The sequence below is a fragment of the Qipengyuania aquimaris genome (assembly GCF_020171965.1).
In the GTDB taxonomy this organism is placed as follows: domain Bacteria; phylum Pseudomonadota; class Alphaproteobacteria; order Sphingomonadales; family Sphingomonadaceae; genus Qipengyuania; species Qipengyuania aquimaris_A.
The window spans coordinates 48,886-63,934 of the sequence record NZ_JAIUZK010000001.1 but is presented as its reverse complement, the minus strand read 5'-3'; the positions used below and the strand labels follow the sequence as shown (position 1 = coordinate 63,934).

General features: G+C 62.0%; 14 protein-coding genes. 7 read left to right on the top strand and 7 right to left on the bottom strand.

What is annotated here, in order from left to right; genetic code table 11:
- Positions 1-117 precede the first annotated feature (117 nt).
- Positions 118-2,781 carry a pyruvate, phosphate dikinase gene (gene ppdK, locus LCM24_RS00295; RefSeq protein WP_224802266.1) on the top strand — a complete coding sequence of 888 codons (2,664 nt, stop codon included), beginning with the start codon at positions 118-120 and terminating at the stop codon, positions 2,779-2,781.
- Here ppdK and LCM24_RS00290 read toward each other — a convergent pair.
- Positions 2,778-3,536 (bottom strand): methyltransferase domain-containing protein, encoded by a 759-nt coding sequence (locus LCM24_RS00290; protein WP_224802265.1) that lies wholly within the window; start codon positions 3,534-3,536, stop codon positions 2,778-2,780. The genes ppdK and LCM24_RS00290 overlap by 4 nt on opposite strands.
- 54 nt (positions 3,537-3,590) lie before the next feature.
- Here LCM24_RS00290 and LCM24_RS00285 point away from each other — a divergent pair, with 54 nt between their 5' ends.
- The 4 genes from LCM24_RS00285 (at position 3,591) to LCM24_RS00270 (ending at position 7,449) form a co-directional block, all read left to right on the top strand.
- Complete coding sequence (locus tag LCM24_RS00285) at positions 3,591-4,379, top strand: ComF family protein (RefSeq protein WP_224802264.1); 789 nt, start codon at positions 3,591-3,593, stop codon at positions 4,377-4,379.
- 345 nt (positions 4,380-4,724) lie between these two features.
- Positions 4,725-5,099: a phosphoribosyl-AMP cyclohydrolase gene (hisI, locus tag LCM24_RS00280; RefSeq protein WP_224802263.1), complete on the top strand. Its 375-nt coding sequence runs from the start codon at positions 4,725-4,727 to the stop codon at positions 5,097-5,099.
- 32 nt (positions 5,100-5,131) lie between these two features.
- The gene (locus tag LCM24_RS00275) at positions 5,132-5,587 is read left to right on the top strand and encodes a MerR family transcriptional regulator (protein ID WP_100258877.1); all 456 of its coding nucleotides are present in this window, start codon (positions 5,132-5,134) and stop codon (positions 5,585-5,587) included.
- 56 nt (positions 5,588-5,643) lie between these two features.
- Positions 5,644-7,449, top strand: coding sequence for an acyl-CoA dehydrogenase C-terminal domain-containing protein (locus LCM24_RS00270; protein ID WP_224802262.1), 1,806 nt, complete (start codon positions 5,644-5,646; stop codon positions 7,447-7,449).
- Between the two features lie 63 nt (positions 7,450-7,512).
- On the opposite strand, the gene LCM24_RS00265 is transcribed toward LCM24_RS00270, so the two are convergent.
- From LCM24_RS00265 to tyrS, 5 genes are all read right to left on the bottom strand, one after another.
- Entirely contained in the window at positions 7,513-7,968 is a 456-nt protein-coding gene (locus tag LCM24_RS00265; RefSeq protein WP_224802261.1) for a PAS domain-containing protein, read from the bottom strand.
- A gap of 111 nt (positions 7,969-8,079) precedes the next feature.
- Entirely contained in the window at positions 8,080-8,997 is a 918-nt protein-coding gene (cysK, locus tag LCM24_RS00260; RefSeq protein WP_224802260.1) for a cysteine synthase A, read from the bottom strand.
- On the bottom strand, positions 8,994-10,220 hold the full coding sequence (locus LCM24_RS00255; RefSeq protein WP_412093793.1) for an MFS transporter: 1,227 nt from the start codon (positions 10,218-10,220) through the stop codon (positions 8,994-8,996). The genes cysK and LCM24_RS00255 overlap by 4 nt, the downstream gene beginning before the upstream one ends.
- A gap of 158 nt (positions 10,221-10,378) precedes the next feature.
- Positions 10,379-10,717 carry a PilZ domain-containing protein gene (locus LCM24_RS00250; RefSeq protein WP_090483034.1) on the bottom strand — a complete coding sequence of 113 codons (339 nt, stop codon included), beginning with the start codon at positions 10,715-10,717 and terminating at the stop codon, positions 10,379-10,381.
- Between the two features lie 95 nt (positions 10,718-10,812).
- Positions 10,813-12,042, bottom strand: coding sequence for a tyrosine--tRNA ligase (gene tyrS / locus LCM24_RS00245; protein WP_224802259.1), 1,230 nt, complete (start codon positions 12,040-12,042; stop codon positions 10,813-10,815).
- 31 nt (positions 12,043-12,073) lie between these two features.
- On the opposite strand from tyrS, the gene LCM24_RS00240 reads away from it, so the two are divergent.
- Positions 12,074-12,616, top strand: a complete 543-nt coding sequence (locus tag LCM24_RS00240) for a DOMON-like domain-containing protein (protein WP_224802258.1) — start codon at positions 12,074-12,076, stop codon at positions 12,614-12,616.
- Entirely contained in the window at positions 12,613-13,815 is a 1,203-nt protein-coding gene (locus LCM24_RS00235) for an exo-beta-N-acetylmuramidase NamZ domain-containing protein (RefSeq protein ID WP_224802257.1), read from the top strand. The genes LCM24_RS00240 and LCM24_RS00235 overlap by 4 nt, the downstream gene beginning before the upstream one ends.
- 9 nt (positions 13,816-13,824) lie before the next feature.
- On the opposite strand, the gene LCM24_RS00230 is transcribed toward LCM24_RS00235, so the two are convergent.
- On the bottom strand, positions 13,825-15,006 hold the full coding sequence (locus LCM24_RS00230) for a vWA domain-containing protein (protein ID WP_224802256.1): 1,182 nt from the start codon (positions 15,004-15,006) through the stop codon (positions 13,825-13,827).
- Positions 15,007-15,049 lie beyond the last annotated feature (43 nt).

Genomic DNA, 15,049 nt, shown 5'->3' with positions numbered 1-15,049 from the left:
CCCTCGACACGAGTGTCACCTTCGGCAAACCGCCGCCAAGCCGCGGAATTCCGCGGGTTCGGCGGCAGAAAATACAGGTGACACACTGTCGCCTTTGTAAACTTTGAGGGATATTACGTGACGGATACAGTCTTCACCTTCGGCGGCGATGCTCCGCATACGAATGCCCGGCAGAAGGACAAGACAGTCACCGGCGGCAAGGGCGCGAATCTTGCCGAAATGGCCAGTATCGGCCTGCCGGTCCCTCCCGGCTTTACCATCGCGACCGAGGAATGCCTCAAATACCTCGAGCATGGCGGCGAATTCGCACCCGAATTGCGCAAGGCGATCGAAGACGCGCTGACCCACATCGAACGCACGGTGGGCAAGGGGTTCGGCGATGCGTCCGATCCGCTGCTCGTCTCGGTCCGCTCGGGTGCGGCCGTTTCGATGCCCGGCATGATGGACACGGTCCTCAACCTCGGCCTTAACGACGAGACGGTGGAAGGCCTTGCCAAGACGTCGGGCGATGAACGCTTCGCCTGGGACAGCTACCGCCGCTTCATCCAGATGTATTCCGACGTGGTGCTTGGTCTCGATCACGGCCTTTTCGAAGAAGCGCTGGAGATCACCAAGGAAGACAACGGCTTCTACGCCGACACGGAAATGTCGGCCGATGACTGGAAGGTGCTGGTCGCCGAATACAAGCGTATCGTCGCCGAAGAGCACGATGCGCCGTTCCCGCAGGACCCGACCGAGCAGCTCTGGGGTGCGATCCGCGCCGTGTTCGACAGCTGGGATAGCGAACGCGCCAAGGTTTACCGCCGCCTCAACGATATCCCCCACGACATGGGCACTGCCGTCAACGTGCAGGCCATGGTGTTCGGCAACATGGGCGATACCAGCGCGACCGGCGTCGCCTTCACCCGCGATCCTTCGACCGGCGAAAAGGCCTATTACGGCGAATGGCTGGTCAATGCGCAGGGCGAGGACGTGGTCGCCGGTATCCGCACGCCACAATACCTGACCAAGGCAGCGCGCGAAGCGGCAGGGGCCAAGCCGCTGAGCATGGAAGAGGCGATGCCCGAAGCCTATGCCGAACTGGCCCGCCTGTTCGACCTGCTGGAACGGCATTACACCGACATGCAGGACATCGAATTTACGGTGCAGCAGGGCAAGCTGTGGCTGCTGCAGACCCGCAATGGCAAGCGCACGGCCAAGGCAGCGCTGAAGCTGGCGGTGGACATGGTCGGCGAAGGGCTGATCGACGAGAAGACCGCGATCCTGCGGGTCGATCCCATGGCATTGGACCAGCTGCTTCATCCGACGCTCGACCCCGAGGCGCCGCGCGATGTGCTGACCACCGGCCTGCCTGCCTCGCCCGGTGCGGCAAGCGGCAAGATCGTACTCGATGCCGATACCGCGGAACTGTGGGCCAATCGCGGCGAGAAGGTCATCCTCGTGCGCGTCGAAACCAGCCCGGAAGACATTCACGGAATGCACGCGGCGACGGGCATCCTGACTGCGCGCGGCGGTATGACGAGCCATGCCGCAGTTGTCGCGCGCGGCATGGGCCGTCCGTGCGTGTCCGGCGCTTCGCAGGTGGCGATTGCGCGGGAAGGGCGCACGCTCACCATCGGCAATCGCGAGTTGAAGGAAGGCGACACGATCACGATCGACGGCGCCAACGGCCAGGTCATGGCGGGCGAAGTCGCGACGATCGAGCCCGAGCTTGCCGGTGACTTCGGCACGCTGATGGAGTGGGCCGACAAGCACCGCCGGATGCGTGTTCGCACCAATGCGGAGACTGAAACCGAATGCCGCATGGCGCGCCAGTTCGGCGCGGAAGGAATCGGCCTGTGCCGGACCGAGCACATGTTCTTCGACGCGGACCGCATCAGCCTGGTTCGCCAGATGATCCTGGCCGAAAACGAGGCCGGACGCCGCGCGGCGCTTGACCAGCTGCTGCCCGAACAGCGCAGCGATTTCGTCAAGATTTTCGAGGTCATGGCAGGGCTTCCCTGCACGATCCGCCTGCTCGATCCGCCGCTCCACGAATTCCTGCCGCATGGCGATGCGGAGTTCGAGGAACTGGCGAGGGCCACCGGTCTCGACATCGAAAAGCTGCGCCGCCGCGCGGGCGAATTGCACGAATTCAACCCGATGCTGGGCCATCGTGGCTGCCGTCTCGGGATCACCTATCCCGAAATTTACGAGATGCAGGCGCGCGCCATTTTCGAGGCGGCGTGCGAAGTCGCCAAGGCTAGCGGCGAAGCTCCCGTGCCGGAAATCATGATCCCGCTGGTGGCCACCCGCCGCGAGCTGGAACTGCTCAAGGACGTCGTCGACAAGGCGGCCCAGTCGGTCTTCGAAACCTCCGGCTGCACGGTCGATTACCTCGTCGGGACAATGATCGAACTGCCGCGTGCGGCGCTGATGGCGGGCGAAATTGCCGAAGTCGGTGAGTTCTTCAGCTTCGGGACGAACGACCTCACGCAGACCACCCTCGGCGTCAGCCGCGACGATGCTGGCCGCTTCCTCACGACCTATGTCGACAAGGGCATTTTCGCGCGCGATCCCTTCGTCAGCCTCGATGTCGATGGCGTGGGCCAGCTGGTCGAACTGGCGGCAGAGCGGGGCAGGGCGACGCGCGGCGATATCAAGCTTGGTATCTGCGGCGAACACGGCGGCGATCCGGCCAGCATCGCGTTCTGCGAAGCTACCGGGTTGGATTACGTCAGCGCCTCGCCATACCGCGTGCCGATCGCAAGGCTGGCAGCGGCGCAGGCGAACCTGCGCTAGTCTTTCCAGCCGGTTAGGGTCAGAATCTCGAAAGTTTCGATGACCCGGCCCTGATCGTTCGCACCGGCGAGGAACGCCTCGCGCGCTCTTTCCAGAGCTGCCTTGCCGAGCGGCGGGGGCGCAGAAGCAAGGCTCGATCCTAGGCCCTGGTCGCGAAGGTCCTGCACCAGGCGATCGAGCGAGGAGAAGGCGACTTCCACGCTGCGGCTGTCGACCACTTGGCGGCGGAACAGAGCTCTTTGCATGAGCCCCGATGCCGAAGCGTTATCGACCAGCGGATGCATCCGTGCCGAGGGGCGCTCCGGTTCGGCAGCGATCATGGCACGGCGCAGGTTCGCAAGGCTTCCCGCGCCGATCATGCTGGCGAGCAGGATGCCATCCTCGGCGAGCGCGGCGCGCAGGTGGAGCAGGGCGCCCGGCAGGTCGTTCACCCGGCCGAGCGAGGCCAGGCTGACGATAAGGTCGAACTGTCCGCTGGGTAACGGTGCCTCTTCATCGAGGCTGCGCACGTCCGTTTCTTCGACCGCTGCGCCGTTGCCCCTTAGCGAAAGGGCCAGCGTCCCGGTCCAGTCCCCGATGACCAGCACGCGCTTCGGGGCGAGCCGCATGAATTCGAGGCGTTCGAGCACGTCCTCGACCATGTCGTCCATGACGTAGCGGGCGGCGTCGCGCTGGGACTGGCGTACCAGCAGCCGGCGCAGGCCGGCGATCCGGCGTTGGCGCGAGAAAATGCGGGGAGGCGACCGTGTTTCCATGCTGGGCGCACTGCCGCTCTTGCCAGCGCGATGCAAGCGCGGCACGACAACGGCATGGGGAGATTAGCCATAATCGGGAAGCATCTGCGCGACGGCGCGGCACCGGTTGTCGATCTCGTCTATCCCCCGCGCTGCCCAGCTTGCGGTGATGCGATCGGCGAACATGGCGGCCTGTGCCAGGAATGCTGGAGCGGGCTGGCCATACCGGGCGATCCGAGTTGCAGTCTGTGCCAGCGGCCATTCGGCGAAGGTGCGAGCGAGCAGGAGCGGATATGCGCACCATGCCTCGGCAAGAAGCCCATCCATGACGGTATCGCTGCCGGAACGCTGTACACGGACGTATCGCGCAAGCTCGTCCTCGGCTTCAAGCACGGTCGCAAGATCGGCCTCGCGCCTTTGCTGGCGCGTCTAATGGCGGCACGCGTCCCGCCGGGGTCGGAAGGACGGCTGATCGTCCCCGTTCCCCTGCATCGCTGGCGCCTGTGGACACGCGGCTTCAACCAGGCGGCATTGCTCGGGCGGGAATTGGAACGGGCAGGGCGCGGCAGGCTGGTGGTCGACGCGCTGGAGCGCACAAGGGCGACCCCAAGCCTGGGAGGGATGGGCGCTAAAGCCCGTGCGAAGGTCCTCGGCGGTGCGATAAAGGTTCGCGCGACCATGGTGGCTCAGCTCAAAGGTCGAGACATTCTCCTGGTCGACGATGTGCTGACCAGCGGCGCGACAAGCGAGGCCTGCGTCCGCGCCTTAAAGCGAGCCGGTGCGAAGTCGGTCGTGATCTGCTGTTTCTCGCGGGTCCTCGACGAGGCACTCGTCAGCGCCAAGCAACAGAAGCCTTCCCAATAACCGAAACGCCCGGGACCTTTCGGTCCCGGGCGCCACGTGACGAAATACACCGGACCCGTCTTGCGACAAGATGCAAACCCCCCAGTATGCATCGGGTCCTATCCCTCATCGTTACCGGGTGCGCCGCATTAGTACCCCCATGCGGCAGCGGACCCGGGACCCCCTGAACCTGAGCTATCTCGCGATACCCGTGATCCGGTTGGCAGACCTCACATTGCCTGCGAGAAGGAACATCACTCAAACACGGCCTTCGTTGAATAGGCATTCGCGATTTGGGTCGATTTTGAAACACCCTTGTGGTTATCGTGCAACAAGCTGTCGTATTTTTACAAAACGGACCATTCCATGAGCATTTCCAAGACCGAACGCGAGCAGGGCAAGGTCTTTGCACCCAAGTTCGATGCCAACGGATTACTCACCGCAGTCATCGTGAACGCTGCGAATCGCGAGGTGTTGATGGTCGCATTCATGGACGCAGAAGCGCTGGACAAGACGCTCGAGACCGGGCTCGCGCACTTTCATTCCCGGTCTCGCGGCAAGCTTTGGCTGAAAGGCGAGACGTCGGGCAATGTCCTGCGGGTCGAGGAGATCATGGTCGACTGTGACCAGGATGCTCTGGTCATCGCCTGCAGTCCGGCGGGACCGACCTGTCACACAGGCGCGCCACGCTGTTTCTATCGCAAGCTCGAAGACGGCGTTCTCCAACCCGTCAACACTTGACGCTTACGTAAACGTTGCGTTAGAAGAGGGGCATGTCTCAGCCTCTCAGAAACCCTTCCGCGAACGAAGATTCCGATCGCCGTCATGCTGGCGCCCATCTTGAGCGTCCGGACAAGCTCGAGCGTGAGCAGTATTCGATTTCCGATCTCACCAGCGAGTTCGAATGCACGGCTAGGGCGCTTCGCTTTTACGAGGACGAGGGGCTGATCGCTCCCTCGCGTGTCGGGCTGACCCGCATTTATTCGAAGCGTGATCGCGCGCGCCTTGCGTGGATCATGCGCGCGAAAAACGTGGGCTTCTCGCTCACGGAAATCCGCGAGATGATCGATCTCTATGACCTCGACGACGGGCGTGCCGAACAGCGGCGTGTCACTCTCGAAAAGTGCCGCCGGCACGTGGCCAAGTTGAAAGCGCAGCGCGCAGACATCGACAGCTCGATCAAGGAACTGACCGAGTTCATCAGCCTGGTTGAAGACCAGCTCGACTAATTTCCCTCCCCGGCGAGACCTCGCCAAAAGCATAAAATTCTCTCCAAGGACCAACCATGCCAATCTATACCGCACCTACCCGTGACACCCGCTTCGTAGTCAACGAGCTGCTGGAGCTCGGAAGCTACGGAAACCTGCCCGGTTTCGAGATGGTCAGCGAAGACGTGACCGAAGCGGTCATCAACGAAGGCGGAAAGTTCTGCGCCGAGGTACTCGCCCCGCTCAACCGGATCGGCGATGAACACGGCTGCGTGCGCAACGAAGACGGATCGGTCACCACGCCTCCGGGCTTCAAGGAAGCATTCGACCAGTTCCGCGAGGCGGGTTGGGGAACGATCGCTGCGCCGGAAGAATTCGGCGGGCAGGGTATGCCGCACGTTCTCGGCTTCGTGATGGAAGAATACATTGCCAGCGCCAACCAGGCATTCGGCATGTACCCGGGCCTGACCAATGGCGCGATTTCGGCGCTGATCGCCAAGGGTTCGCAGGAGCAGAAGGAGAAGTATCTCCCGAAGATGATCTCCAACGAATGGACCGGCACCATGAACCTGACCGAGCCGCATTGTGGCACGGATCTGGGCATGATCCGCACCAAGGCCGTGCCGAACGGAGACGGTTCCTATGCAATCACCGGCACCAAGATTTTCATCTCCGCCGGCGAACACGACATGGCGGAAAACATCATCCACCTCGTGCTGGCAAAGACACCGGGTGCACCGGATTCGACCAAGGGCATTTCGCTTTTCGTCGTTCCTAAGTTCATCGTGAACGATGACGGCACTCCGGGCGAGCGCAATGGCGTCTCCTGTGGTTCCATCGAAGAGAAGATGGGCATCCACGGCAACTCGACCTGCGTTCTCAACTACGACGGCGCCACGGGCTGGATGGTCGGCGAAGAGAACAAGGGCCTCGCCGCCATGTTCATCATGATGAACGCAGCGCGCCTCGGCGTCGGCATCCAGGGCCTGAGCCAGGCGGAAGCCGCTTACCAGAACGCAGTCGCATACGCGCTCGACCGCCGTCAGGGCCGCGCGCTCAGCGGACCGGCAGAGCCGGAAGCGCAGGCCGACCCGATCTTCGTCCACCCCGACGTTCGCCGCATGCTGATGGACGCAAAGGCCTTCACCGAAGGCATGCGTGCCCTGTGCCTGTGGGGCGCACTCCTCGTGGACCTCACGCACAAGGCGCAGACTGAAGAAGAGCGCGAGCAGGCGGACCTGCTGATCGGGCTCATGACGCCGGTCATCAAGGGCTATGGCACCGACAAGGGCTATGAAGTCGCCACCAACATGCAGCAGGTCTTCGGCGGCCACGGCTACATTGAGGAATGGGGCATGAGCCAGTTCGTCCGCGATGCGCGTATCGCGCAAATCTACGAAGGCACGAACGGCGTGCAGGCGATGGACCTTTGCGGACGCAAGCTTGCCCAGAAGGGCGGCGCGGCCGTGCAGGCATTCTTCAAGGTCGTAGGCGAGGAAATCGCTGCGGCGAAGGAAGTCGAAGCGACCAAGGATATGGCAGAGCAGCTCGAGAAAGCTCTGGGCCAGCAGCAGGCTGCCACGATGTGGTTCATGAACAATGCCATGCAGAACCCCAATCACCTGGGTGCAGGCGCGCATCATTACATGCACATCATGGGCATCGTAACGCTCGGCCTGATGTGGCTCAAGATGGCCAAGATCGCTGCGGCCAAGGTTGACGGCGCAGGCGACGACAAGGCGTTCTACGAACAGAAGCTCGCTACCGCGCGCTACTACATGGACCGCTATCTTCCCGATGCCGGTGCCCTGCGCCGCAAGCTGGAAGCAGGTGCCGACAGCATGATGGCACTGGGCGAAGAAGCCTTCCAGACCGCTGCGTGATCCAGCACGACAATAAATTTGGGGAGGGGCGGCCATCGAGCCGCCCCTTTTCGTTTGCGGCCTCTATGCAGCCAGTTGCGCTATTCCGGTGATATCCCGGGATGTGCACAGGACTGCCACGACGGGTCCTGCAGGTGCGACGAGGGGCTTGAGATGAACGCTCCACCGGCGCGGTGTCCCTGCCGCCGTTGGGCAGTCGGCGGTGAAATGGCGTTCATGGCCGGAGACGGCTCGATTGAAGCTTTCGCGCACCAGGTCGCGGTGTTCTTGAGGCCACAAGGACCACCATGGCTGGCCTTTGACCTCTCCGAAGTCGGAGATTTCCATCGCCCTCAACCCGCCGCAATTCATGTAGTCCAGTTCACCCTGCAGCGTGAGCAGCTTGATGCAATCCTCGCTCTGTTCGAGCAGGGCCAGGGCGAGATTGCCGCCGGTGAGCCCGGCGGCACACGCCATGCGCATGGCTTCGACTTCCGGTGAGAGCAGAGGTTCTGCCGATATGTTCGTTTCCTGTAGCACTCGTTCTTCCCGTCATTGATCATGGCTCAATGCGGGTGAGTGTCGGTCTGGCTGCGAAAGATAGTCTGGACCGTGCCCTAGGCAAAAACCCCTAGGGCACAGTCCACGGGGCTATTCCGGAAGGAAGTCGGGCACCGAGAGATACCGTTCGCCGGTATCGTAATTGAATCCCATGATCCGCGCGCCGCTGTCCAGCTCGGGCAGCTTCTTGGCGATTGCCGCCAGCGTTGCGCCGCTGGAAATACCGACGAGGATGCCTTCCGTGGTCGCGCATTTGCGGGCCCATTCCTTGGCATCTTCGGGATCGACCTGGATCGCGCCGTCGATAGCCTGCGTGTGGAGGTTCTCCGGCACGAAGCCTGCGCCGATACCCTGGATTGGGTGCGGGCCCGGCTGTCCGCCGCTGATCACCGGCGATGCCGCAGGCTCGACCGCGAATGCCTTCATCGCGGGCCATTTTTCCTTCAGCACCTCGGCACAGCCAGTCAGGTGACCGCCGGTCCCGACGCCGGTAATCATCACGTCGATCGGCTCGTCGGCGAAGTCGGCGAGGATTTCCTGCGCGGTCGTGCGCTTGTGCACTTCGTAATTCGACGGGTTGTCGAACTGGCTCGGCATCCATGCGCCTTCGGTCTGTTCGACCAGCTCGTGCGCGCGGGCGATGGCGCCCTTCATGCCGCCTTCCTTGGGCGTAAGATCGAATTTCGCGCCATAGGCGAGCATCAAACGACGCCGCTCAATGCTCATGCTTTCAGGCATGACCAGGATTAGCGTGTAACCTTTGACCGCTGCCGCCATGGCAAGACCGATGCCGGTGTTGCCGCTGGTCGGCTCGATGATCGTGCCGCCAGGCTTGAGCTTTCCTGCCTCCTCCGCGTCTTCGACCATGGCGAGGCCAATGCGGTCCTTGATCGAACCGCCGGGATTGGTGCGCTCGCTCTTCACCCAGACTTCGTGGTCGGGAAACAGGCGGGCGAGGCGGATATGCGGAGTTCCACCGATGGTTTCGAGGACGGACTGGGCTTTCATTGGGTCTGCTCCTGCAGCTTATTATCGGGTGTCTCTTGGTTCAATTCATCAGGCGGGTCGAAGGTCCGCGTCGTGCGCAGGACCGGGAAGATTTTCGACCATAGGGCAACCGTCAGAATAGCGCCTCCACCGCCGCCGACAACCGCCGCGACCGGACCGACGGCATAGGCAAGGCTGCCGGAGAAAAAATCGCCGAATTCGTTCGATGCGCTGATCGTCAGCAGGCTCACCGAGGAGACGCGGCCGCGCTTGTCGTCGGGTGTGTGCAGCTGGATGAGCGACTGGCGGATGTAGACGCTGAACATATCCGCTGCCCCGACGATGAAGAGCATGGCAAGGCTGAGCGGCATGGAGGTGGAGAGGCCGAAAACGATGGTCGCGGCGCCGAATATCGCGACGGCCCACAGCATCTTCGGCCCGACATTGTTCTTGAGGGGGCGGAAGGAGAACCACAGAGCGGTGATTGCCGCGCCGACGGCAGGCGCCATGGCTAGCTGGGCGAGGCCTGTCTCGCCGACCTCCAGAATATCGCGGGCGTAGACGGGGAACAGCGCAGTCGCACCCGCAAGGAAGACCGCGAAAAGGTCGAGGGTGATCGCACCGAGCACCATCTTGTTGCGCACGACATAGCGCAGGCCCTCCACCATGGAATGGATCGGGCGCTGGTTCACGGCGCGCGGTGGTTGGGGCACTTTGCCGATCATGGACAGCGCGGTGATCGACACCAGGAATAGCCCGCCCGCCACGGCATAGGGTAGGAAGGGCTGGACGGCGTAGAAATACCCTCCGACCGCCGGACCCACGATCATGCCGACCTGCCAGGATATGCTCGACAGGGCGATCGCATTAGGCAGGATGGCCTTGGGCACGAGATTGGGCGCAAGGGCCGAAAGGGCCGGCCCTGCAAACGCGCGGGCAATGCCGAGCAGGATAGCGACGCCGAAGATCCAGGCGAGGGATAGCGTTCCGCTCCACGTCAGCCACGCGAGCAGAGAAGCGCAAACGAGCTGGAGAAGGACCGTCAGCCTGCCGAGATTGCGGCGATCGAAATGATCCGCGGCCCAGCCGGAAAAAGGCGTCAACAGGAACAGCGGCACGAATTGCAGCAGGCCGATCAGCGCCAGCTGGCCCGATGCCTCGGCAACGCCCATCCCCCCGTCGCGCGCGATGTTATAGGTCTGCCACCCGATGATCAGCATCATCGCGTATTGCGCCAGTGTCATCGACAGGCGCGAAATCCAGTAATAGCGGAAGTTGGCGATCCGCAGCGGGGACCGGTCGGGGGAGGGTGTTTCTTCCAGCGTCACCCCAGACGCATGACAGGCGCCCCTTCGCTTGTGAAGAGACGCCTGCTTGCGCGTTTAAAAATGATTGTTGCGGCTCAGCGCAGTTTGCGCAGGCGCGGGTTCGGTTGAACCGTGTCGATCAGCGACAGGAAGTCGTCCACGCGGATGATACGCTCGAACTGGAAACCGGCGCGGTTGTCGCGGCACCAGATGCAATAGGCTTCGATACGGCCGATGACCGGAAGGCGAACAACCACGCGATCTCCGCGCGATACGTCTTCGGCGTCGTCGATCATGAAGCCATTGGCCGAGATATTGGCGATATGCATGCGCATGTCGCCTTTGCCGTGGTGTTCGGCAATGACCGGGTGGTCGACCGGGTGACGCGCCATGCGGCGCTGGTCGGTGACGCTGAGTTGTGCTCCGGCACTCATGCGATACGATCCCTTGTTTAATTACGCTGGCGATAAAGATGCACCGGAAAGGCAAATATCCGGTTAACCGCTGCTCTTATTCAATTCGGGAGGCTTCAGCGCCGCAGGATTGCGTGCTTTTTCTTGCCCAGCGACAGCTTCGATTCCGCTCCTTCAGCTACCTCGACCAGATATCCGGGATCGCTGACGGTCTCTCCGTCGATCTTCACCGCGCCCTCTGCCAGCTTGCGTTTCGCTTCGCCGTTGGACGCAGTGAAGCCCAGTGCGGTGAGGGCCGCGCCGATGCGCATGCCTTCAGCGCCGACTTCGAGAGTAGGCAGGTCTGCACCGGCACCACCGCCGGCAAACGTCTCCGCAGCGGTCTTCTCGGCAAGCTTGGCCGCGTCTTCGCCGCGCACCAGCCTTGTCACCTCGTTGGCGAGGACGGTCTTTGCATGGTTGATTTCGGCGCCTTCAAGCTGTTCGAGACGCGCGATCTCGTCCAGCGGCAAGTCCGTGAACAAGCGCAGGAAACGGCCCACGTCACGGTCGTCCGCATTGCGCCAGTATTGCCAAAAGTCGTAATTCGGCAGCTGCTCTTCGTTGAGCCAAATCGCACCCGATGCGGTCTTGCCCATCTTCGCGCCGTCGGCGGTGGTCAGTAGCGGCGTGGTCAGGCCGTAAAGGTCGGTGCCGTCCATGCGGCGGGCGAGTTCCATGCCGTTGACGATATTGCCCCACTGGTCGCTGCCGCCCATCTGGAGGCGGCAATTGTACCGCTGTGCCAGCTCGCGGTAATCGTAGGCCTGCAGGATCATGTAATTGAATTCGAGGAAGGTCAGCGGCTGTTCCCGGTCGAGGCGCAGCTTCACCGAATCGAACGTCAGCATCCGGTTGATGGTGAAGTGTGGGCCGACATCGCGCAGCAATTCGATGTAGCCGAGCTGGCTTAGCCATTCGTCATTGTTGACCATCACGGCATCGGTGGGGCCATCGCCGAAGGTCAGCAGGCGTTCGAAGACCTTGCGGATGCCTGCGATGTTCGCATCGATATCCGCATCGGTCAGCATCTTGCGGCTTTCGTCCTTGCCGGACGGATCGCCCACCTTGGTGGTGCCGCCGCCCATGACCACGATCGGCTTGTGGCCGGATTGCTGCAGACGGCGCAGCATCATGATCTGCACAAGGCTGCCGACATGGAGGCTTGGCGCGGTAGCATCGAAGCCGATATAGCCCGGCACGACGCCCTTGGTCGCGAGGCTGTCCAGCCCCTCGGCATCGGTGACCTGGTGGATATAGCCGCGCTCTTCGAGCACGCGCAGGAGATCGGATTGATAGCTACTCATGACACGTCGCCGCTAGCAGGAAGATGCTCGCATGCAAACGCATGAACTGATTGCCCATCCAGCATTTCCACCTTTGGCGGTGTCATCGGTCGAGGCGCGGGTCCTCCAGCGCGATTCGCAGTGGCTGCGGGTGAGGTGGCGGATCGAAAATGCCGGCCGGCTTGTCCTGCCACCATTCGTCGGGCGCAAGCGCCGCGACGAGCTCTGGAAAACGTCCTGTTTCGAGATTTTCCTGAAAGAGCCCGGTGCGCAGTCCTACACCGAGTGGAACTTGTCACCCTCGGAAGGGTGGAACGCCTATGATTTCGAGGATTATCGTGAAGGTATGAGGAAGAGGCACGTGTCCCGTTTCCCCGACTGTACCATGCGGCCCGGGAAGGCTTTCGCCGTGTTTGATGGCGCGATCCCGGCGAGTACGATTTCCGACGACGAGCAGGAAATGGGGATCACCTGTGTTCTGGAAGAAGAGGGCGGCGTCAAAAGTTTCTGGGCGATGAAACATGCGAAAGATCAGCCGGATTTCCATGATCCGGCTTGCTTCGCGGCAAGGCTTGCGGCACCCAGCGCGGCATGAAATTCGGCATCGATCGTCTCCTTACGGAGTCCGACCTTCGCGCGCAGCTCGACGGCAAGCGCGTTTCTCTCGTGGCGCATCCTGCCTCGGTCACTGCGCAGCTCGAGCATTCGCTCGATGCGCTGATCGCCAAGGGGGTCAATGTAACCTCTGCCTTCGGGCCCCAGCATGGTCTGAAGGGCGACAAGCAGGACAATATGGTCGAAACTGCGGACGAGACCGATCCGCGTCACGGCATCCCGATCTTCAGCCTTTACGGCGAAGTGCGCCGCCCGACCGGCCAGATGATGAGCACGGCGGATGTATTCCTGTTCGACCTCCAGGATCTCGGCTGCCGGATCTATACTTTCGTGACGACGCTGCTCTACCTGCTGGAAGAGGCTGCCAAGGCCGGCAAGGAAGTCTGGGTCCTCGATCGTCCGAATCCTGCCGGCGGACCCGTCGAAGGAACTTTGTTGGTCCCGGGCCAGGAAAGCTTCGTCGGTGCGGCCCCGATGCCGATGCGGCACGGCCTCACGATGGGTGAAATGGGGCGTTGGTTCGTCGATCACTTCAAGCTCGACGTCGAATATCGCGTTATCGAAATGGAAGGGTGGAAGCCGGGCAGGGGGCCTGGCTTCGGTTGGCCGGAAGACCGGATCTGGATCAATCCCAGTCCGAATGCAGCCAATGTGAACATGGCGCGCGCCTATGCTGGTACTGTCATGCTCGAAGGGACCACCTTGAGCGAGGGCAGGGGCACGACGCGCCCGCTCGAAATATTGTTCGGGGCACCCGATGTAGATGCCGCGGCGGTGCTATCGACCATGCAGGAAATGGCGCCGAGCTGGCTGAGGGGCTGTCGTCTGCGCGAGTGCTGGTTCGAACCAACCTTTCACAAGCACTCGGGTTCGTTGTGTAATGCGCTGATGATTCACGCAGAAGGCCCGTTTTACGACCACCATGAGTTCAAGCCATGGCGATTGCAGGCGCTCGCTTTCAAGGCCATCCGCAACCTCTATCCGGACTACGAATTGTGGCGTGACTTCCCTTACGAATACGAGTTCGACAGGTTGGCGATCGACGTGATCAACGGCGGTCCGTCGCTGCGCAAATGGGTCGACGACAGTGAGGCCGAGCCGGGCGATCTCGATGCTTTGGCAAATACCGACGAGGCGGCGTGGCGCGAAACCATCGCGGCGCACCTGATCTACAGCTAGGTTAGCCGCTCAGCCCTGCTTGCGGCTCAACTCGCGCATGGCATCGTCCAGCCCGTCGAGGGTGAGGGGATACATGCGGTCGTTGACCAGCTGCTTGATGATCTTCGTCGACTGCGAATAGCCCCACTGCTTTTCGGGCACGGGATTAAGCCAGACGGTCGCCGGGTAGGTGTTCACCACGCGCTGCATCCACGTGGCGCCGGCTTCCTCGTTCATATGCTCCACGCTGCCGCCCGGATGGGTGATTTCGTAGGGGCTCATCGCCGCATCGCCCACGAACACGATCTTGTAATCGTGCCCGTATTTGTGGAGCACGTCCCAGGTTTTGGTACGCTCCTGCCAGCGACGGCGGTTATCCTTCCAGACGCCTTCGTAAAGGCAGTTGTGGAAGTAGAAGAATTCCAGGTTCTTGAACTCGCTCGTCGCGGCGCTGAACAGTTCCTCCGTCACCTTGATGAAGGGGTCCATCGATCCGCCCACGTCCAAGAACAGCAGCAGTTTGACAGCATTGTGCCTCTCCGGGCGCATCCGGATGTCCAGCCAGCCCTGCTTGGCCGTGCCGTCGATGGTCGCGTCGAGATCCAGTTCGTCGGCCGCGCCTTCGCGGGCAAAGCGGCGCAGTCGGCGTAGCGCCATCTTGATGTTGCGCGTGCCCAGTTCCTTGGTGTTGTCGAGGTTCTTGAACTCGCGCTTGTCCCAGACCTTGATCGCGCGCTTGTGCTTGCTTTCGCCGCCGATGCGCACGCCTTCCGGGTTGTAGCCCGAGTTACCGAAGGGCGAGGTGCCGCCGGTACCGATCCACTTGTTGCCGCCCTGGTGGCGCTTTTCCTGCTCTTCGAGGCGCTTCTTCAGCGTCTCCATGATCTCATCCCAGTCACCCAAAGACTTGATCTTCTCCATCTCTTCTTCGGACAGGAATTTCTCGGCCACCGCTTTCAGCCAGTCTTCCGGGACATCGACCGGGTTCTGGCCGTAGTCGGTAAGGATACCCTTGAAGACCTTCGAGAAAACCTGGTCGAAACGGTCGATCAGCCCTTCGTCTTTCACGAAGGTCGCGCGGCTGAGGTAATAGAACGCCTCGGGCGATTGCTCGATAACGTCCTTGTCCAGGGCCTCCAGCAGGGTGAGGTGTTCCTTGAAGCTCGCGGGAATGCCCGCAGCGCGAAGCTCGTCGACGAAATTGAAGAACATGGCATTCTCCTACCTGTCCTGCCGCGCCGCGCAAACGGGAAAG